Annotated in this window: 17 protein-coding genes; 6 read left to right on the top strand and 11 right to left on the bottom strand. The window is 67.3% G+C overall.

What is annotated here, in order from left to right; genetic code table 11:
• Positions 1–57: 57 nt before the first annotated feature.
• From ychF to I6N89_RS11255, 4 genes are all read right to left on the bottom strand, one after another.
• Positions 58–1,155: a redox-regulated ATPase YchF gene (gene ychF, locus I6N89_RS11270; RefSeq protein ID WP_207018546.1), complete on the bottom strand. Its 1,098-nt coding sequence runs from the start codon at positions 1,153–1,155 to the stop codon at positions 58–60.
• Between the two features lie 39 nt (positions 1,156–1,194).
• Positions 1,195–2,571 carry an MATE family efflux transporter gene (locus tag I6N89_RS11265; protein WP_207018545.1) on the bottom strand — a complete coding sequence of 459 codons (1,377 nt, stop codon included), beginning with the start codon at positions 2,569–2,571 and terminating at the stop codon, positions 1,195–1,197.
• Positions 2,572–2,920: 349 nt separating this feature from the next.
• Entirely contained in the window at positions 2,921–3,823 is a 903-nt protein-coding gene (locus tag I6N89_RS11260; RefSeq protein ID WP_207018544.1) for a nickel/cobalt transporter, read from the bottom strand.
• Positions 3,805–4,440: a DUF1007 family protein gene (locus I6N89_RS11255; RefSeq protein ID WP_207018543.1), complete on the bottom strand. Its 636-nt coding sequence runs from the start codon at positions 4,438–4,440 to the stop codon at positions 3,805–3,807. Before I6N89_RS11255 ends, I6N89_RS11260 begins: the two co-directional genes overlap by 19 nt.
• A 111-nt stretch (positions 4,441–4,551) precedes the next feature.
• On the opposite strand from I6N89_RS11255, the gene I6N89_RS11250 reads away from it, so the two are divergent.
• Positions 4,552–5,193 carry a TIGR02453 family protein gene (locus I6N89_RS11250; RefSeq protein ID WP_207018542.1) on the top strand — a complete coding sequence of 214 codons (642 nt, stop codon included), beginning with the start codon at positions 4,552–4,554 and terminating at the stop codon, positions 5,191–5,193.
• 19 nt (positions 5,194–5,212) lie between these two features.
• On the opposite strand, the gene ppk2 is transcribed toward I6N89_RS11250, so the two are convergent.
• Positions 5,213–6,172, bottom strand: a complete 960-nt coding sequence (gene ppk2, locus I6N89_RS11245; RefSeq protein ID WP_207018541.1) for a polyphosphate kinase 2 — start codon at positions 6,170–6,172, stop codon at positions 5,213–5,215.
• A gap of 220 nt (positions 6,173–6,392) precedes the next feature.
• Between ppk2 and trpA the strand changes: the two genes are divergently transcribed.
• Positions 6,393–7,184, top strand: a complete 792-nt coding sequence (gene trpA, locus I6N89_RS11240) for a tryptophan synthase subunit alpha (RefSeq protein WP_207018540.1) — start codon at positions 6,393–6,395, stop codon at positions 7,182–7,184.
• Between the two features lie 109 nt (positions 7,185–7,293).
• Here the strand turns inward: trpA and argC are convergent, their stop codons facing one another.
• Together argC and I6N89_RS11230 are read right to left on the bottom strand one after the other, a co-directional pair.
• A complete protein-coding gene (argC, locus tag I6N89_RS11235) occupies positions 7,294–8,238 on the bottom strand; it encodes an N-acetyl-gamma-glutamyl-phosphate reductase (protein WP_207018539.1) in 945 nt (314 codons plus the stop codon).
• Positions 8,239–8,361: 123 nt separating this feature from the next.
• Positions 8,362–9,129: a ZIP family metal transporter gene (locus tag I6N89_RS11230; protein WP_207018538.1), complete on the bottom strand. Its 768-nt coding sequence runs from the start codon at positions 9,127–9,129 to the stop codon at positions 8,362–8,364.
• Positions 9,130–9,271: 142 nt separating this feature from the next.
• On the opposite strand from I6N89_RS11230, the gene I6N89_RS11225 reads away from it, so the two are divergent.
• Entirely contained in the window at positions 9,272–10,438 is a 1,167-nt protein-coding gene (locus I6N89_RS11225; protein WP_207018537.1) for an alpha-hydroxy acid oxidase, read from the top strand.
• Between the two features lie 94 nt (positions 10,439–10,532).
• Here I6N89_RS11225 and I6N89_RS11220 read toward each other — a convergent pair whose 3' ends face one another.
• The gene (locus I6N89_RS11220; protein WP_207018536.1) at positions 10,533–11,681 is read right to left on the bottom strand and encodes an MFS transporter; all 1,149 of its coding nucleotides are present in this window, start codon (positions 11,679–11,681) and stop codon (positions 10,533–10,535) included.
• Between the two features lie 160 nt (positions 11,682–11,841).
• Between I6N89_RS11220 and I6N89_RS11215 the strand changes: the two genes are divergently transcribed.
• The 3 genes from I6N89_RS11215 (at position 11,842) to I6N89_RS11205 (ending at position 13,870) form a co-directional block, all read left to right on the top strand.
• Positions 11,842–12,462, top strand: a complete 621-nt coding sequence (locus I6N89_RS11215; protein WP_076703258.1) for a 50S ribosomal protein L25/general stress protein Ctc — start codon at positions 11,842–11,844, stop codon at positions 12,460–12,462.
• A 154-nt stretch (positions 12,463–12,616) separates the two neighbouring features.
• Entirely contained in the window at positions 12,617–13,303 is a 687-nt protein-coding gene (gene pth, locus I6N89_RS11210) for an aminoacyl-tRNA hydrolase (protein WP_207018535.1), read from the top strand.
• A 195-nt stretch (positions 13,304–13,498) separates the two neighbouring features.
• On the top strand, positions 13,499–13,870 hold the full coding sequence (locus tag I6N89_RS11205; RefSeq protein ID WP_207018534.1) for a DUF2237 family protein: 372 nt from the start codon (positions 13,499–13,501) through the stop codon (positions 13,868–13,870).
• A gap of 457 nt (positions 13,871–14,327) precedes the next feature.
• Here I6N89_RS11205 and der read toward each other — a convergent pair whose 3' ends face one another.
• The 3 genes from der to I6N89_RS11190 all read right to left on the bottom strand — a co-directional run bounded on the left by der (position 14,328) and on the right by I6N89_RS11190 (position 17,897).
• Entirely contained in the window at positions 14,328–15,791 is a 1,464-nt protein-coding gene (gene der / locus I6N89_RS11200) for a ribosome biogenesis GTPase Der (RefSeq protein WP_207018533.1), read from the bottom strand.
• A gap of 81 nt (positions 15,792–15,872) precedes the next feature.
• A complete protein-coding gene (locus I6N89_RS11195; RefSeq protein WP_236016567.1) occupies positions 15,873–17,219 on the bottom strand; it encodes a PQQ-like beta-propeller repeat protein in 1,347 nt (448 codons plus the stop codon).
• 21 nt (positions 17,220–17,240) lie between these two features.
• On the bottom strand, positions 17,241–17,897 hold the full coding sequence (locus I6N89_RS11190; RefSeq protein ID WP_207018532.1) for a hypothetical protein: 657 nt from the start codon (positions 17,895–17,897) through the stop codon (positions 17,241–17,243).
• Between the last annotated feature and the right edge of the window lie 265 nt (positions 17,898–18,162).

Below are 18,162 nucleotides of genomic sequence, written 5' to 3'. Positions count from 1 at the left end.
CGAACCGCTGGCCGGTGAGGGGCAAAGCCCCTCCCCGGGCCCCACCCCGGCGCGGGCTCAGGTGTTGAAGAGGAAATGCAGGACGTCGCCGTCCTTGACCGTGTAGGTCTTGCCCTCGGCGCGCATCTTGCCGGCTTCCTTGGCGCCCTGCTCGCCGCCGCAGGCAACGAAATCGTCGAATGCGATGGTCTCGGCGCGGATGAAGCCCTTTTCGAAATCGCCATGGATCACACCCGCCGCCTGCGGCGCCTGCGTGCCGGTGCGGATCGTCCAGGCGCGCGCCTCCTTGGGACCGACGGTGAAATAGGTCTCAAGGTGCAGCAGCTCGTAGCCGGCGCGGATCAGCCGGTCGAGCCCGGCCTCTTCCAGCCCCAGCTCGGCGAGGAACATTTCGGCCTCCTCGGCGTCGAGCTGGCTGATTTCCTCCTCGATCTTGGCGGAGATCACCACATGCGCATTGCCCTGCGCGGCGGCCATCTCGGCCACCTTGGCGGAAAGCGCATTGCCGGTGGCAGCCTCGTCCTCGTCGACATTGCAGACATAGAGCACCGGCTTGGAGCTCAGCAGTTGCAGCATCTTCCACTGCTTCATGTCCTCGGCATCGACCTCGACCAGACGCGCGGGCTTGCCCTCTTCCAGCATCGCCAGCGCGGCCTTCATCAGCCGCTCCTGCTGGACCGCCTCCTTGTCGCCGCCGCGCACCTTGCGGGTGATGTTCTGGAGCCGCTTTTCCAGCGATTCCATATCGGCGATGATCAGTTCGGTCTCGATGGTCTCGGCATCGCTCACCGGATCGACGCGGCCGTCCACATGGGTAACGTCATCGTCCTCGAAACAGCGCAGCACATGGGCGATGGCGTCGGTCTCGCGGATGTTGGCGAGGAACTGGTTGCCGAGACCCTCGCCCTTGGAGGCGCCCTTCACCAGACCCGCGATATCGACAAAGGTCATGCGGGTGGGAATGATGCTCTGAGACTTGGCGATCTCTGCCAGCTTGTCGAGCCGCGCGTCGGGCACCGCCACCTCGCCCACATTGGGCTCGATGGTGCAGAACGGGAAGTTCGCCGCCTGTGCCGCGGCGGTCTTGGTCAGCGCGTTGAACAGGGTCGACTTGCCCACGTTGGGCAGACCCACGATCCCCATGCGAAATCCCATGCTAATGCTCCCTGTAAGCGGCGGACGGACGCGGCGTGTCTAGTCGCGCGCCGCGCCGCGTGCAAGCCTAAGCGCGGGCACCGCACGCACCCAGAAGCGGTATTGCAGCAACACGGCGGCGGCGCCGAGACCGGTCACCAGCCCGAACCACACGCCGACAGCACCGAGCTCGGCCACGATGCCCAGCCCCCAGGCGGCGGGCAGGCCCAGGCCCCAATAGGCGAAGCTGGCGAAGACCATGGGCACGCGGGTGTCCTGAAGGCCGCGCAGCAGGCCCAGCGTCACCACCTGCAACGCGTCCACAAGCTGGAACAGCGCCGCCACCATCAACAGTGCCACGCCGATGGCGAGGATGATGTCGCGGTCGGGGTCGGTAGGTGAAAGGAACACACCGACCAGCAGCTCGGGCAGTGTCAGGAAGACCACCACGGTGACCACCACCGCCGCCACCGAGAGCGCAAAGACCGTATGGGCATCGCGCACCAGAAAGCCGGTGTCGCCGCGACCCCGCGCCTGCCCGGCACGCACGGTCGCGACATTGGCAAGGCCCAGATGTACCATGAAGGTGATCGCCGAAATCTGGAGCGCGATGCCATGCGCCGCAAGCGGCGCGGTCCCGAGCAGCCCAATGAGCAGCGCCGAGGCGGCAAACAGCCCAACCTCGGCCAGCGTGGTGAGCCCGATGGGCCAGCCGAGCGCGAAGACATCGCGCAGCATCTCGGTATCCGGGCGCCAGAAGCGCTGCCAGAGCGGGTATTGCGGCAGCTTCACCCGGGCATAGATCACCACCCCTACGAGCGACACGCCATGCGAGACCAGCGAGGCGATGGCGCCGCCGCGAATCCCCAGCTCGGGCGCGCCCCAGTTGCCGAAGATCAGCGCATAATTGGCGATGGCATTGGCCACCGCCGCCATGACGGTGATCCAGAACACCACGCGGGTGTGTTCGAGTGCGGCGAGATAGCTCTTGAGCACCATGACGCCGAGCGCGAAGGCCAGTCCCCAACCGGCGATGCGCAGATAGCCCTGCGCGTCCTGCGCCACCTGCGGCGCCTGCCCCAGCATCCGCAGCAGCGGCGCGGAAAACCACAGCGCCGGCAGGCAGACAGCGAAGACCGCCAGCGACAGCCACAGCCCCATGCGGGTGACGCGGCGGATCTGGCGCTCGTCGCCGGAGGCCGCGAAGGAGGCGACCATGGGCATCACCGCCCAGGCAAAGCAGGAACCGACGAGAAACAGCGTCATGAAGAGCGTATTGGCCAGCGTCAGCGCCGCCAGTTCGGGCACGCCGTACCAGCCCATCATCACCGTATCGGTGAGGCTGATGAGCATCTGCGCGATCTGCCCGCCGATCAGCGGCAGGCCGAGCAGCAGAATGGCCCTGGCATGGGCGATATAGGGTTGCTGACGGGTCATGTTAGCGGCTTTAGAGATCGCGACAGGCTGCGGCAAGGGGCGGGCGCGCAGGGTGCCGTAGCGTTCCGGAAAGCGGGCTTTGGGCGGCGGTGTCCTGCCGATAGCGGACCTGGTCTCAAGTGCAACCAAAGCCGGGCCCGGCGGCGGCCCGTCCCGCCAAAGGCGTGCAAATTATGCTCAGCGCACCTCTGGTGCGACGGGACGGGTCATGCCTCTGGCATGACGCTGGCTCCGCCTCTACGCGTTCTCCTGCAAATGCCTGCCGGCAACACATCGCTCTACGATATGTGAGAGCCGACCTTCGAGCTCGTTCCGGGCCAACGGCGCGGGGGAACTTAACGCAGGTCTTTCAGATCGCCCGCAACACGAACTGCATCGCCAGAACCGCGATCACCGCGCCGGCCAGCGCCTCGATCGCGCCCATCACGCGCGGCGCACCGGCCCCCGCCGCAAGCCGCGACAGCGCGCCTTCGCGCAGGGTGACCGAGGCCAGCGCCACCGCCACGGTGACCGAGGCCGTCCCCAGCCCCATGGCGAAAGCCCCCAGAATGCCCGCATAGTCGATCCCCATGCGCCAGGTCAGGATCAGCAGGAACAGCGCGCCGGTGCAGGGCCGGATGGCAATCGCCCCGACCAGCAGCAGCGCATCGCGCAGCGAGTGCACCTGTTCCGCCTGCTCCAGACTCGGCCCATGCGCATGGCCGCAGCTCGCGCAGACCTCGCCATGCGCGTGAGTATGCTCATGGTGACCCCGCCCCGCCCCGGCCCAGAGCCGCCGCAGCCCGCGCAGCAGCAGCCACAGGCCAATGAGCCCGATGGCGGCATAGCTCGCCGGCGCGAACCAGTCCTCGGCGGCATCGGCCATCTGCGCGCGGCCCCAGCCCAGCGCCCAGACCCCGGCATAGACCAGCGCCACGGCCGCCGCGGCCTGCGCCAGGCTCGACACCAGCGCCAGTGCCGAGAGGCGCATGAGCGGCACCCGGCGCCCGACGCCATAGCCGCCGATCAACAGCTTGCCATGACCCGGCCCCGCCGCGTGAAAGAACCCGTAGGCAAAGCAGAGCCCAAGCAGGCCCCAGAGCGCCCCGCCCTCGCCGGCGCGCAGCGCCCTCAGCCCGCCCGCCATGGCGACCTGCGCCTCGCGCTGACCCTCCGCCGCGACCCGCGCCAGCCAGCCGGCGCCGCCGAAACCCCAGAGCCAGACCGCCAGCGCGGCGACCGCCGCCGCCGCGATCAGGAGGAGGGATCGCATGAGATCGTCACCCGGTCGGCATAGAGATCGCCCACCTCCATCACCTCGAACGCATCCTCCGGCACTCTCGCAAGTTCCTGTTTCATCGCCTCGGCGGCGGCATCGAGATCGGGCTTTGTCACCTCGGCCCAGCAGGGCGCGGGCAGCTCCACGCCGCGCGTCACCTCGTAGGCCACGTAATAAGTGGGATCGTATTGCAGGATCCGCAGCCCGTCGGCGGCGGGCGGCTCGGGCAGCGGGCGGTAATGCGCCGAGACGATCCGCCCGTTCTCGACCCGCACGCCGCGCGGCTCCGGCGTGCCCAGCGGCAGCTTTCGCTCGCCCGCATAGACGTAGAGATCGCCTTCGAAATCCTCGGGCCAGTTGTCCAGGTCGAAGCCCTGAAGCGCCGCCAGCTCCGTCTCGGTCAGCTCCGCGTCGCCATCGGGGTCGAGCCCCATATCCTCGAAGATCAGCAGCGTGAAGAAATCGTCATAGGACCAGCTCACCTCGATCCCCGTCGCCCGGCCCGCCTCGTCGATCTCGACCCGCAGGGCGGTATCGACGAAAACATGCGGATGCGCCTGCGCCTGCGCGGCGGTCAAGAGGATGAGAAAGCAGGCAAACCACCGGGTCATGCGATGGAATTAGCCGCCCGCGCAGCGCTTTACAAGAACGCGCGCGGACAGGCTCGGCGGGATCGTGCTATCTTTGCGCGATGTATGGACGAGTCCTTTCAGAGTTGCGCGATGTGCGCGCAGAGTGAGGTGCAGGCTTTTGCGCTCCGCGCACGGCAGTTTCTGCAAGACCTGTCGAGCAATAACGACCACGCTTGGTTTCGCAGCAACAAGCGCCGCTACGATACCGACGTCAAACGACCCGCCGAGCATATTCTGACCGGTGTTGCAGCGGCGCTGGCCGCGCGCTCGGGCGTGCCGGTGCGATCAAAGCTTTTCCGGCTGCATCGCGATATCCGCTTTTCCGAAGACAAGAGCCCCTATCTCACCCATCTTCACGCCGCCTGGTCGGCGCCCGACGGGCGCGGCTGGTATTTCGGCCTGTCGCCCGACTATGCCACCGCCGGTGCCGGGATGATGCGCTTCGATGCCGAGCAGACCGCGCGCTGGCGCGCCGCCGTCACCGGCCCCGCCGGCGTCGATCTCGCCGCGCATCTGGAAGGGATCGGTGCGCGCCTCGACCCGCCGGCACTGGCCGAGGTGCCGCCGCCCTTCACGCCGGATCACCCGCAGGCGCCACTGCTGCGCCGGACCGGCTGCGTACTCTGGCGCGACGATCTTTTCGATTCGCTGAGCCCCGACCCAGCCAAAGCGCTCCTTTCCGCCTTCGACCGGCTGGCGCCGCTCCAGGATTGGCTCGGCGCGCATCTTTGAGCCGCGCGCCGGCGCGCCCTCAGCCCGAGACGTGCCGCGCGCTCGGATGCAGCGCGGTGCCGAGGATATGGTCGGAACGGTGGATCACATGGCCGGCCCCGCCGACGATCAGCGGATCGGGCGGCGTGGCGATCTTGCGGTCCTTGCCCGGGTAATCCAGCGTCGACAGGAAATGCCGCATGCAATCGAGCCGCGCCCGCTTCTTGTCGTTGGACTTCACCACCACCCAGGGCGCATCGGCGGTATCGGTGTAAAAGAACATCGCCTCCTTGGCCTCGGTGTAATCGTCCCAGCGGTCAAGGCTGGCCTTGTCGATGGGCGAGAGCTTCCACTGTTTCAGCGGATCGGTCTCGCGACTCTTGAAGCGGCGCTTCTGCTCGTCCTGGGTAACCGAGAACCAGTATTTGTAGAGCCGAACCCCCGAGCGCACGAACATCCGTTCGAGATCGGGGGTCTGGCGCATGAATTCCAGATAATCGTTGGGCTCGCAGAACCCCATGACCCGCTCGACCCCGGCGCGATTGTACCACGACCGGTCATAGAGCACGATCTCGCCCGCGGTGGGCAGATGCTCGATATAGCGCTGGAAATACCACTGCCCCTTTTCCACGTCGCTGGGCTTGTTCAGCGCCACCACGCGAGCATGGCGCGGATTGAGATGTTCGGTAAAGCGCTTGATGGTGCCGCCCTTGCCGGCAGCGTCGCGCCCCTCGAAGAGCAGCACGAATTTCTGCCCGGTCTCCTGAATCCAGAGCTGCGCCTTCAGCAGCTCGGCCTGAAGCTGCGCCTTCTGCCGCTCGTAGCTGCGGCGCGACAGCTTGGTCTCGTAAGGGTATTCCCCGGTCTCGAAGGCGCGGCGGATCTCGTCGGGCGTCGGCGCATGACGGCGCGCGCGCGGCGCGCCGGCGGCCCCGTTGGGCGCGGGCGTGGCGGCGGTGGCGGTCTCGGTCTCTGCGGGGGGCGTCGGCGTTTCGGTCATGCACGTCCTTTCCTGGCTGATCTTGGACCAGCCTATCAAAGAGCAGACCGCAGCGCCTTGACGGGTGTCAAGGAATCGCCCCTGGACGGCGCCGCATTCCGGCCAGATGACCGCTTCCGCGCCACCCCGCCCAGGCGCCGGGCGGCAGCCGCGCTCACGAAGCATTGATTTTCCCCCTCCGTTCCGGCAGACCGGCTGCGATTGTCAGGGAAGGACAGAGATGACTCGCATCGACGCCAAATTCGCCGCGCTGAAAGCCGAAGGGAAGAAGGCCTTTGTCGCCTATGTCATGGCGGGCGACCCCGACTACGACAACTCGCTCGAGCTGGTCAAAGGTCTGCCTGGCGCCGGGGTGGATGTGATCGAGCTCGGCCAGCCCTTCACCGATCCGATGGCCGACGGCCCGACGATCCAGCTCGCCGGCCAGCGCGCGCTGGAGGCGGGCCAGACGCTGGAGCGCACGCTGGAGATGGTGCGCGCCTTCCGCGAGACGGACGACACCACTCCCATCGTGCTGATGGGCTATTACAACCCGATCTACAATCGCGGCGTCGAGACCTTCCTCGCCGATGCAAAAGCCGCCGGCATCGACGGGCTGATCGTGGTCGACCTGCCACCCGAGGAGGACGAAGAGCTCTGCATTCCGGCGCAGGCGGCGGGGATGAACTTCATCCGCCTCGCCACCCCCACCACCGACGACAAGCGCCTGCCCAAGGTGCTGCAAAACACCTCCGGCTTCGTCTATTACGTCTCGATCACCGGCATCACCGGCGCCGCCGCCGCCGAGGCCGCCGATGTCGGCCCCGAAGTGGCGCGGATCAAGGCGAAGACCGATCTGCCGGTGATCGTGGGCTTCGGCATCCGCACGCCGGAAAGCGCCGAAAGCATCGCAAGCGTCGCCGATGGCTGCGTCGTGGGCTCGGCCATCGTCGCGGCGCAGGCCGAGGGCAAACCCGCCTCCGAGGTGCTGGCCTTCGTGAAATCCCTGGCCGACGGCGCCCACCGCGCCTGACATCCGGCAGGGGCGCCGCGCCCCTGTCTTCTTCTCTTTGCAAATACGCAAAACGGCGCGCCGGTCCGACCGGGCGCGCCGTTTCCTTTGTCTCGCGACGTCTGCGCGCCTATTCGGCCGCCGCCGCGGCACCGCCCTCCAGCCCGGCGCCCTCATCGACGCCCAGCATGATATTGAGGTTCTGCACCGCAGCGCCCGACGCGCCCTTGCCGAGATTGTCGAGCACCGCCACCAGCACCGCCGCGCCGGTCTGCGCATTGCCATGCACCGACAGCTCCAGCCGGTTGGTGCCGTTGAGCCGCTGCGGCATCACACGTGGCTCATGCACCGAGGGATCGACCACCGAGACGAAGCGCTCGCCGGCATAGGCCGCGCGCAGCGCCGCCTCCGCCGCCGCAAAGCCCTCGGCACCGAGACCCGGCAACTGCACCGCCACCGCCATGCCCTGAGCGTAATCCCCGACCGACGGCACAAAGACCGGCGCCGCGTCCAGCAGCCCGTGTTTGGCAATCTCCGGCAGGTGCTTATGCGCCTGGCTCACGCCGTAGAGAAAGCCGCCCTGCATCTCGCCGCTCTCGAACTCGGCGATCATCGATTTGCCGCCGCCGGTATAGCCCGAGACGCCGGAAATCGCCGGCGCCGCGCCGGGGACGATCAGCCCCGCCTCGACCAGCGGCCGGATCAGCGCGATGGCGCAGGTCGACCAGCAGCCGGGGTTCGACACATGCCGCGCCGACGCAATCGCCTCGCGCTGACCTTTCGCCATCTCGGCAAAGCCGAAAACCCAGCCCTCGGCCACGCGGTGGGCGGTGGAGGCGTCGATGATCCGCGTGCCATGCGGCTCGGCCAGCGCCACGGTCTCGCGCGCCGCGTCGTCGGGCAGGCAGAGAATGGCGACATCGGCCTCGGCCAGCGCCTCGGAGCGCGCGCCCGGATCCTTTCGGCGTTCCGGGGCGACCTGTACCAGCGCGATATCTGCGCGCGCGTCGAGACGCTCGCGGATCTGCAATCCCGTGGTTCCGGCTTCGCCGTCGATGAACACCTTGTAGGCCATGGCCCGACTCCTTTGTTACGGGTCGCGCGTATAGCAGAGACAGGATGCAAAGGAAACGGCGAGGACGCCCGCAAGGGCGGAGGAGCGCCGCCGCTCGTCGAGCCCTTGCGGCCTCTCCTCGCCTCAGCCCAGCGTCACGTCGAGCAGCATCATCAGGATGAGCCCGGCAATCAGCCCGGTGGTGGCGCGGTTCTGATGGCCATGACGGTGGGTCTCGGGAATGATCTCGTGGCTGATGATATAAAGCATCGCGCCCGCGGCAAAAGTCAGCCCCACCGGCAGCACATAGACCGAGACGGTCACACCGGCGACGCCGATGAGCCCGCCCACAGGCTCCACCAGCCCGGTCAGCGTGGCGATCCAGACGCTGCGCAGCCGCCCGTAGCCCTGCCCGCGCAGCGCCACCGCCACCGCCAGACCCTCCGGCGCGTTCTGCAAGCCGATCCCCGTGGCCAGCGACATGCCGTTGGTGACATCGCCGCCACCAAAGCCGATTCCCACCGCCATGCCTTCGGGAAAATTGTGGATGGTGATCGCGAGAATGAACAGCCAGAGCTTTGACAGCGCGCCCGGATCGGCACCTTCGGGGCCGGTCACAAAATGCTCATGCGGCACCCACCGGTTGATCTGCGACACCACCAGCGCCCCGAGCGCGATGCCCAGCCCCGCCGCCAGCGCCGCGGCCAGCGTCGAGCCGTAATAGACCTCGCCCCGCTCGATCCCCGGCAGGATCAGCGAGAAGAACGAAGCCGAGATCATCACCCCCGCCGCAAACCCCAGCATCATGTCATTGGTGCGCCGCGAGATCTCGCGTCCGAACAGCACCGCCAGCGCGCCCACCGCCGTCATCAGCCCCGCACCGAGACTGGCCAGAAACCCCATCAGGATCATCGCTTGCCCTCGAACCGCTTTGAAAATCCGTATCGCCGCGCCAGTTGCGCCCGCGAGGCCGGGAATGTCCAGCCTCGGCGATTGCGCGGGATCGTCGCAATTGGTAACAAAACCTGACCGCTCATCCAGAAAGGACCGCGCCATGCCCGTGATCACGGAAATCGAGGATCTCAAACGCCTCTACCGGCGGCGCGTGCCCAAGATGTTCTACGATTACTGCGAATCCGGCAGCTGGAGCGAGCAGACCTTCCGCGAGAACGTCTCGGATTTCGACGAGATCTATCTGCGCCAGCGCGTCGCCATCGACATGACCGGGCGCAGCACGAAAACCCAGATGATCGGGCAGGATGCGGCGATGCCGCTGGCGCTGGCGCCGGTGGGGATGACCGGCATGCAGCATGCCGATGGCGAGATCCTCGCCGCCCGCGCGGCGGAAAAGTTCGGCGTGCCCTACTGTCTCTCCACGATGTCGATCTGTTCGATCGAGGATGTGGCGGAGAACACCAGCAAGCCGTTCTGGATGCAGGTCTATACCATCAAGGACGACGATTACATGCAGCGGCTCTTCGACCGCGCGAAGGATGCCAGATGCTCGGCGGCGGTGATCACGGTGGATCTTCAGCTGCTCGGTCAACGTCACAAGGACATCAAGAACGGGCTTTCGGCCCCGCCCAAGCTGACGCCGAAATCCATCGCCAATCTGATGACCAAGATCCCTTGGGGGCTGGAGATGCTGCAAACGAAGCGGCGCTTCTTCGGCAATATCGTCGGCCATGCCAAGGGGGTGACCGACGCCTCCAGCCTGACCAACTGGACCGCCGAAAGCTTCGACCAGGCGCTCGACTGGGACCGGATCCGGCAGTTCCGCAAGATGTGGGACGGCCCGCTGATCATCAAGGGCATCATGGATCCACGCGACGCGCTGGAGGCCTGCAATGTCGGCGCCGATGCCATCGTGGTCAGCAACCACGGCGGGCGGCAGCTCGACGGCGCACTGAGCTCGATCCGGGCGCTGACACCGATCCTCGATGCGGTGGGCGACAGGATCGAGGTGCATCTCGACAGCGGCATCCGCTCGGGCCAGGACGTGCTCAAGGCGGTGGCGATGGGCGCCAAGGGCTGCTGGGCCGGGCGCGCCTATATCTACGGGCTGGGCGCCATGGGCGAGGCGGGCGTCTCGGAGGCGCTGCGGGTGATCCACAAGGAGCTCGACACCTCCATGGCGCTTTGCGGGCGCACGGACATCACCGGGGTCGACCGCGACATCCTCATGATTCCGAAAGGATTTTCCGGCGACTGGGAAGAGTGATATCGCCGGAGGGGCACGGGGGCGCTGCCCCCGCCGCCGCCTGCGCGGCGCCTCCCCCGGGATATTTCAGGCCAATGGAAACACGCGGGCCGGGTCAGGGCCTCAGGGTGCGGCGCATGAGCGGCACCAGCGCCAGCGGGATCAGCGCGAGGATCAGCGCCACCGCGGCGAAGGCGGCGTTCAGGCCGAACTGCCCGGACAGCCCGCCCATCATCGGCGGGCCGAGGAAGAAACCGGCATAGCCGATCACCGAGAGCCGCGAGATCGCCTGGGCGCGCCGGTCGGCGGCGACGCGCGCCCCGACGAAGGCGAAGGCCATGGGCACGATCACCGAACCGCCGAGCCCCAGGATGGCAAAACCCGCATAGGCCAGCCAGAGCGCCGGTGCGAAGGCGGCAAGGGCTGCGCCGAGCGCGGCAATGGCGGCGCCGGCGCGGATCACCGAGGGCTCGGAAAAGCGCTGCGCCAGCGATTGCGCAAAGAGCCGCCCCGCCCCCATGGTCAACCCCAGCAGCGCCGGGCCGACGGAGCCGGCGGCGGCGCCCGCGCCGAGATTGCGCTCCAGATACAGCGCCGACCAGCCTTCGGTCGCCTGTTCCGCCAGAAAGCCGATGAGAATGACGATGCCCCCGGGCAGGATCAGCGCCCAGCCCGGCGCGCGACCGGTGGCCCCCGGGGCATCGCCCGACCTCAGAAGCGGCGCGCGGAAGGAGACGACCGTCAGCCCCAGGGCAATCGCCGCAAGGCAGGAAAAGACGGTGAGCGGGCCGGCGCCGGCCTCTCGCGCCAGACCGGTGCCCACCGCCGAAGCGGCATAGACCAGCGAATAGATTCCGTGATTGAGGTTCATCAGCGAGCGGCCATGACTCTGCTCGATGGCCGAGACCTGCGCGTTCATCACCACATCGAGCACGCCCACCGCCCCCGCTGCCAGCGTCATGGCGATGGTGAAACCCAGCCAGTCGTAGGAGACTCCCGGCAGCAGGAAGGTCGCGATCATCACCAGCATCAGCACCGGCAGCGCGCGCCGGCCCAGCCGGCGCTCGGCCAGCGGCGCCAGCCACATCGCCATCACCGCGCCGACCGCCGCGATCAGCATGGCCAGACCGAACCCTTCGTCCGAGAGTTGCGCCTGCGGCTTCAGGTCCGGCACCAGCGCGGCGAATCCGCCCCAGTACAGCCCCATCGCCGCAAACGCCGCCGCCGGCGCACGGCTGGCCAGAAGATCGCGTTTCAAACCCATGCCGCCCGCCTGCCATGGCCGCACGGGAGGGTCCAGAGCGATTGATCCGGCCGCACGGCAAAAAAAGGTTGAGACTTTGCGCGATCCGGTCTATCGGAGCGGCTCTTACGCGGGGTGACAGCCTTGGAGGCACCCTGCCCTTATTTATGGAGATATCAAGATGGCTGGTGAGATTCCTGATCTCGTAGCCCTGGAACGGACGGGGACAGGCAAGGGCGCCGCTCGTCAGGCCCGCCGCGACGGCATGGTTCCGGGGATCGTTTTTGGCGGCGAGGGCGAGCCCCTGCCGATCCAGGTTCCGTTCAACGAGCTGCTCAAGCGCCTGAAGGCAGGCCGCTTCAAGTCGACGCTCTTCAACCTCAAGGTCGATGGCCACGAGGATGTGCGGGTGATCTGCCGCGACGTGCAGCGCGACGTGGTCAAGGACCTGCCGACGCATTTCGACCTGATGCGCCTGCGCCGCACCAGCCGGATCAACCTCTTCATCCACGTCGATTTCCTCAACGCGGACACCGCGCCCGGCATCAAGAAGGGCGGCGTGCTGACCATCGTGCGTCAGGAAGTCGAGCTGAACGTGCTGGCCGGCGACATTCCGGACCACATCACCGTGGACCTCGCGGGCAAGGATATCGGCGACGTGATCCACATCTCGGATGTGGAACTGCCGAAAGGCGCCAAGCCGACCATCGACCGCGATTTCGTCATCGCCAATATCTCGGCCCCGCGCGGCCTGCGCGCCGGCGACGCCGAAGAGGATGAAGAAGAGGCCGCCGAGGAATAATCCTCCGCAGCTTTTCACCGAAAGACGGACGGCCCTGCCAGCTCTGGCGGGGCCGTTTTGCATTTGCCGGACGGCAGGCGGCGCGGGACGGGTTGTGAAACCGCGCCTCCCCGCCCTATCTAAGGCACAGGACGGCGCAACTCGGAGAAACGCGGTGCAGATTTTCGTGGGTCTTGGCAATCCCGGCGGCAAATATGCCGGCAACCGCCATAATATCGGTTTCATGGCCGTCGACCGGATCGCCGAGGATCACGGTTTCGGCCCCTGGCGCGCGCGGTTTCAGGGCGAGGTGAGCGAGGGGCGGCTCGGCTCCGAGAAGGTGCTGTTGCTGAAGCCCGGCACCTTCATGAATCTCTCTGGTCAGGCGGTGGGTGAGGCGATGCGCTTCTTCAAGCTGGAGCCGGGCGATGTGACGGTGTTCCACGATGAGCTCGATCTGGCGCCGGGCAAATGCCGGGTAAAGCTGGGCGGCGGGCACGCCGGCCATAACGGGCTGCGCTCGATCCACCAGCATATCGGCGAGGCCTATCGGCGGGTGCGGCTGGGTATCGGGCATCCCGGGCGCAAGGATCTGGTGGCACCCTATGTGCTGCACGATTTCGCCAAGGCGGATGCGGAGTGGCTCGACGATCTGCTGCGCGGGCTCTCGGACGGCGCCCCGGCGCTGGCAGGAGGCGATCAGAACGGCTTTCAGAACGCCGTGGCGCGGCGCATGGCGCCGGCACGCTCGCCGAACCCCGCCAAGCCGGAGACAGCCGGGAGCCCTGCCCCGGCGCCCGAAGCGGAGCCTGAGACCGACACCCGTTCGGCGCTGCAAAAACTGGCGGACAAGTTCCGTTGAGCGGTTTCGGACGTCGGGTGTGACAGACGGACGGTGGGCAGATTGCCCACCCTACGGAACGGGACGGTGTGACACACACAGGGACCAGTAGGGTGGGCAATCTGCCCACCGCTCCCGCACACAAGAAACCTCCCCGCTGTCCGCTCTGGACAGCCACGCCGCTCTTTGTCACCCTGCCCCGCAAGGAGACGCGCCATGATCGAAAAAGAGCCTGCCGTCAATGTGCTGGGTGAGCCGCTCTCGCCCTGTTCGACAGAGCCGCTGACCGGCTTTTTCCGCGACGGTCATTGCAACACCTGTGCCGAGGATCACGGCAGCCACACGGTCTGCGCGGTGATGACGGCGGAGTTCCTGGCCTTCTCGGCCTATGTCGGCAACGATCTCTCGACCCCGCGCCCCGGCCTGCGCTTTCCCGGGTTGAAGCCCGGCGACCGCTGGTGTCTCTGCGCCATGCGGTTCCTTCAGGCCCATGACGAGGGATGCGCGCCGAAAGTGGCGCTGGAGGCGACGCATCTTCGCGCCCTGGAGGTGGTGACGCTGGAGGTGTTGCAGGGCCACGCGGTCTAACGCTCAGCGGACCCCGATTTTCATGCCAGTCCGGGCTTCGCGAAACGCGCGTCAAATACCATGGATGTCTTCCTCGGCGAGGTACTCACGAGGGCGTTCCATCTCCTGCTGCCCTAAATCAGCAATGCGTAAGTCCCAGGCGCGCGGGCATTCAAGGGAACCGCATTTTCAGATCTGTTTTTGTCTTAGGAATAGGTGAACGGTCCTTTGCGCTGGAGGCAAGTCTCCCGCTTGTGGTCAAGATGGTTTCGGCGACCGCATCCTGTCCTTGCTCGCGGATGAGGGTGTTTGCGAGCGGCAACGGCTTTCGCATCAGCGCGGTGGCCGGCATATCCGTTCAGGCCCCATACGAAGACGGCGACGGATCTCACTCGATTGCGGTTCTCGAAGACCTTGCCGCAGACAAGCCAAAAGCCACCTGTGCCCGCCATGCCTGAGACGAAGCGCTATGCCCCGCTCAGTCCTTGCGCTTGCCCAGATGCTTTTTCAGCGCCCCGGCGTTCTTCTCGCGCCGGCCTTTATAGGGGTTCTTGTCCCCCTGTCCGCGCATATAAAGCCGGATTGGCGTGCCCGGCATGTCGAAGCTCTCGCGCAGACCGTTGACCAGATAACGCGTGTAGCTTTCGGGGATCTTGTCGGGATGCGAGCACATCACCACGAAGCCCGGCGGACGGGTCTTGGCCTGGGTCATGTAGCGCAGCTTGATCCGCCGGCCCTGCGGCGCGGGCGGCGGGTGCGACGAGATCATTCCTTCCAGCCAGCGGTTGAGCTGGCCGGTGGGCACCCGGCGGTTCCAGACCTCCCACGCCTTGATAACCGCCGCGTGCAGCCGGTCGAGCCCGCGCCCGGTGCGCGCCGAGACGGTCACCAGCGGCGCGCCGCGCAGCTGCGGCAGCAGCCGATCGAAGGCCTCTTTCAGATCGCGCAGCTTTTCCTGCTTGTGCTCTTCCACATCCCATTTGTTCACCGCAACCACCACCGCGCGGCCCTCGCGCTCGGCGAGATCGGCGATGCGCAGATCCTGCTGCTCAAAGGGAATCGCCGCATCCAGCAGCACCACCACGACCTCGGCGAACTTGACCGCGCGCAGCCCGTCCGAGACCGAGAGTTTCTCCAGCTTTTCCTGCACCTTGGCGCGCTTGCGCATGCCGGCGGTGTCAAAGATCCGCATGGGCACGTCCTGCCAGTCGAGCCGCACCGAAATCGCGTCGCGGGTGATGCCCGCCTCGGGGCCGGTCAGCAGCCGCTCCTCGCCGAGGATCTTGTTGATCAGCGTCGATTTCCCGGCATTGGGCCGGCCCACGACGGCGATCTGCAAGGGTTTTGCAGCGGTAATCTCGGGCAGCGCCTCATCGGCCTCTTCCGAGACCTCTTCGTCGAGGCTCACATCGGTCTCCGGTGCCTCCTCGGCGGCGCGCTCGGCAAAGGCATCGGCCAGCGGCTGCAAGGTGCCGTATAGATCCGGCATGCCCTCGCCATGCTCTGCCGAAAGCCGCAGCGGCTCGCCCAGACCCAGCGCATAGGCCTCCAGCACGCCGGCATCGGCGGCGGAGCCCTCGGCCTTGTTGGCCGCCAGGATCACATGTTTGGCGCGCTTGCGCAGGATCTCGGCAAAGACCTCATCGGTGGGGGTGACCCCCACCCGCGCGTCGATCATGAAGAGGCAGATATCGGCCATGTCCACCGCGCGCTCGGTGAGCTTGCGCATGCGGCCCTGAAGGCTCTCGTCGGTGGCCTCTTCCAGCCCCGCCGTGTCGATCACCGTGAAGCGCAGATCGCCCAGCCGGCCCACGCCCTCGCGCAGGTCGCGGGTCACGCCGGGCTGGTCGTCGACCAGCGCCAGGCGCTTGCCGACCAGCCGGTTGAACAGCGTGGATTTGCCCACATTCGGGCGGCCCACAATGGCGAGGGAAAAGCTCATCTCATGCGTCCTTGATCACAAGCCGCCCCGATAGCGCATTTGTCGCCACGGCGAAAGGGGCGTGAACGCATCGCCCGCGCCTCAGCGATAGGCGACGAGCTGGCCCTTCTTGGTCACCACATAGAGTGTGCCGCCCGCCACCGCCGGCGCGGTGGTGGCACCGCCCGGGATCTCGATGGCCGAGAGCAGCGCGCCGTTCTCCGGGTTGAAGCTGCGCAGCAGCCCGTCCGAGGAGGCCAGCACCAGACGCCCGCCAGCCAGAACCGGCCCGTGATGCGCATAGGCGCTGTCGCGCTTGCGCTGCGGACGCCGCACTGGCTCGTAGCCCGGCAGGTCCACCGACCAGATCTGTTCGCCGGTGGCGGCGTCGAGCCGCACCAGCGCGTTCATGTCGGAGACAAAGAACACCGAGTCGCCCGCAGGCCAGACCGGCCCGCGCGCGCCCATGCGCGCCGTCCAGAGCCGCTCGCCGCTACCGAGGTTGAAGCCCACGACGCGCCCGGAATGGTTGCCGACAAAGACCCGCTCGCCGGAGATCACCGGCGCCCCGGTAATATCCGAGATCGACGCCAGCGCCGTGCCGTTGCGCGTGCCCGCCACATCGGCGCTCCAAAGCCGCAGCCCGCCCTGCCGAAAGGCCGCCTGCACCGCGCCGCTGCCAAAGGCAAAGATAACCTTGTCTTCGCTCAGCGCCGGCGGCGGCGCGCCGGCCACGTTGTGGATGTCCTCGATGCCGTCGATCTGCCAGCGGATGCGGCCATCCTCGGCCTCGATCGCCCAGCCCCGGCTGTCGCCCGAGGTGACATAGACCAGCCCGCCCGACACGGTCGGAGCGCCGGTTGCGGTGCCGCCGAGACGCTGTGTCCAGATTTCCCGACCCGTGGCGGCGTCGAGCGCGGTCAGCCGGCCGAAGCCCGAGGCGACATAGATCCGGTCGCCGGCAGCGGCGAGCCCGCCGCCCTGCGCCTGCTTGGCCGCATCGCGTTCGGGCACCATGCTTTTCTGCCAGAGGATCTCGCCCGCGGTGCTGACCGCGCTGAGCGTATGCTCGGCATCCATGGTGAAGATGCGGCCGCCGGCGACCACCGGATCGACATTGAGCCGCTCGCGGCGGCTGTCGCCGGCGCCGATATTGACCGCAAAGGCCTGGCGCAGCGAGGCGCCCAGCGCCGCGTTGCCGACCCGCGCAAAGGGCGAGACCGGGCTCTGCGCCCAGTCCGCGTTGCGGCTTGCCGCCGGCAGCGCGATGGCGCGCGCGGTGTTTTCCGGCGTGGCGTCTTCGACCGGCGCTTCGGTTTGCAGCACCTCGCGCGTGCCGTAGCGTTCGCCGGAGAGAATGATCTCCGGCTCCTCGCAGGCCGACAGCACCGTCAGCCCGAGCAGCCCCGCCGTGATCGTGGTGATACGCAAATGCCCTGCCCCCGTCATTCCTGCCGTCTTTGCACCGGTTTACCCAGCCTCGAGCGTGCCGCCCAGCGACACAATCAACTGAGACGCACGCTGGCGCAAGCCCGTGCTGGCCTCGGCATCCTCGATGATGCGCCGCAGCCGCGCCACCGCGTCCTCGCGCGCGCCCTCTTCGATCTCGATCAGCGCCAGCTGTTCCTCCGCCAGCAGCCGCAGGGGCTTGCCCGGCACCGCCAGCGCTTCGAGCCCGACGCGGCGCTCCTCGACCGAAAGCCCGGATTCGGGGCGACTCAGCGCCTTGAACCCGGCGATCTCGCGGTAGATCTCGGGCACGTCGCCATTGGCGGCCACCGCCTCCAGGCTCTGTGCCGCAACGTCACTTTCATCCGCACGACCGGCCTCGGCGGCGGTCAGCATCGCCAGAACCGCCTGGGCGCCGGGTGTCGGCGCGTCGATCGCGGCCAGTGCATCGACCCGCGCCGGCGCCTCATCGGCATCGAGCGCCGCGAGAATCTCGTCGCCCAGTGCCTGCGCCGCCGCGCGGTCGCGCGCGGCGGAATATTCGCGCCAGGCGGCCCCGCCCACAAGCACCAGAACCAGCAGCACCGCCAACCAGCCATAGCGCTTGAGCAGCGCGAAAAGCCTGTCACGGCGGACCTCTTCGGTCACTTCGTCGATGAAACTGTCGGTGTCGCTCAAGGGGGCCTCGCTGCGCTTGCTTTGCCCCCTCCTTACAGCCCCGCGCCGGGCCTGCCAAGGCATCACCTCCGGCCGATCCGGCAGGCACACGGGCGCAATCGCCGCAATTTTCGACAAGCGCTTGATCGGCAGAGCGGTCAGGGCTAAACTGAACTAATCGGTTTAGTTATTTCGGGAAGCGGTTTGCCGCGCACCGGATGCGGCACAATGCCCAGATAGGGCGGGCTTGTCATGCTATGGTATCATAATAATGTCCGCCGCGACG

Source organism: Salipiger abyssi (assembly GCF_017311415.1).
GTDB lineage: Bacteria > Pseudomonadota > Alphaproteobacteria > Rhodobacterales > Rhodobacteraceae > Salipiger > Salipiger abyssi_A.
The sequence above is the reverse complement of the archived record's forward strand: the minus strand, read 5'-3'. Positions and strand labels throughout refer to the sequence as shown.

Excerpts from the sequence above, each read along its gene's own strand:
- I6N89_RS11205 (WP_207018534.1), top strand. The coding sequence starts at position 13,499 with ATGATCGAAAAAGAGCCTGCCGTCAATGTGCTGGGTGAGCCGCTCTCG.
- I6N89_RS11195 (WP_236016567.1), bottom strand. The coding sequence starts at position 17,219 with ATGACGGGGGCAGGGCATTTGCGTATCACCACGATCACGGCGGGGCTG.
- argC (WP_207018539.1), bottom strand. The coding sequence starts at position 8,238 with ATGGCCTACAAGGTGTTCATCGACGGCGAAGCCGGAACCACGGGATTG.
- I6N89_RS11220 (WP_207018536.1), bottom strand. The coding sequence starts at position 11,681 with ATGGGTTTGAAACGCGATCTTCTGGCCAGCCGTGCGCCGGCGGCGGCG.
- I6N89_RS11265 (WP_207018545.1), bottom strand. The coding sequence starts at position 2,571 with ATGACCCGTCAGCAACCCTATATCGCCCATGCCAGGGCCATTCTGCTG.
- I6N89_RS11225 (WP_207018537.1), top strand. The coding sequence starts at position 9,272 with ATGCCCGTGATCACGGAAATCGAGGATCTCAAACGCCTCTACCGGCGG.
- I6N89_RS11255 (WP_207018543.1), bottom strand. The coding sequence starts at position 4,440 with ATGACCCGGTGGTTTGCCTGCTTTCTCATCCTCTTGACCGCCGCGCAG.
- I6N89_RS11230 (WP_207018538.1), bottom strand. The coding sequence starts at position 9,129 with ATGATCCTGATGGGGTTTCTGGCCAGTCTCGGTGCGGGGCTGATGACG.
- ychF (WP_207018546.1), bottom strand. The coding sequence starts at position 1,155 with ATGGGATTTCGCATGGGGATCGTGGGTCTGCCCAACGTGGGCAAGTCG.
- trpA (WP_207018540.1), top strand. The coding sequence starts at position 6,393 with ATGACTCGCATCGACGCCAAATTCGCCGCGCTGAAAGCCGAAGGGAAG.
- I6N89_RS11215 (WP_076703258.1), top strand. The coding sequence starts at position 11,842 with ATGGCTGGTGAGATTCCTGATCTCGTAGCCCTGGAACGGACGGGGACA.
- I6N89_RS11250 (WP_207018542.1), top strand. The coding sequence starts at position 4,552 with ATGTGCGCGCAGAGTGAGGTGCAGGCTTTTGCGCTCCGCGCACGGCAG.
- ppk2 (WP_207018541.1), bottom strand. The coding sequence starts at position 6,172 with ATGACCGAAACGCCGACGCCCCCCGCAGAGACCGAGACCGCCACCGCC.
- der (WP_207018533.1), bottom strand. The coding sequence starts at position 15,791 with ATGAGCTTTTCCCTCGCCATTGTGGGCCGCCCGAATGTGGGCAAATCC.
- I6N89_RS11260 (WP_207018544.1), bottom strand. The coding sequence starts at position 3,823 with ATGCGATCCCTCCTCCTGATCGCGGCGGCGGCGGTCGCCGCGCTGGCG.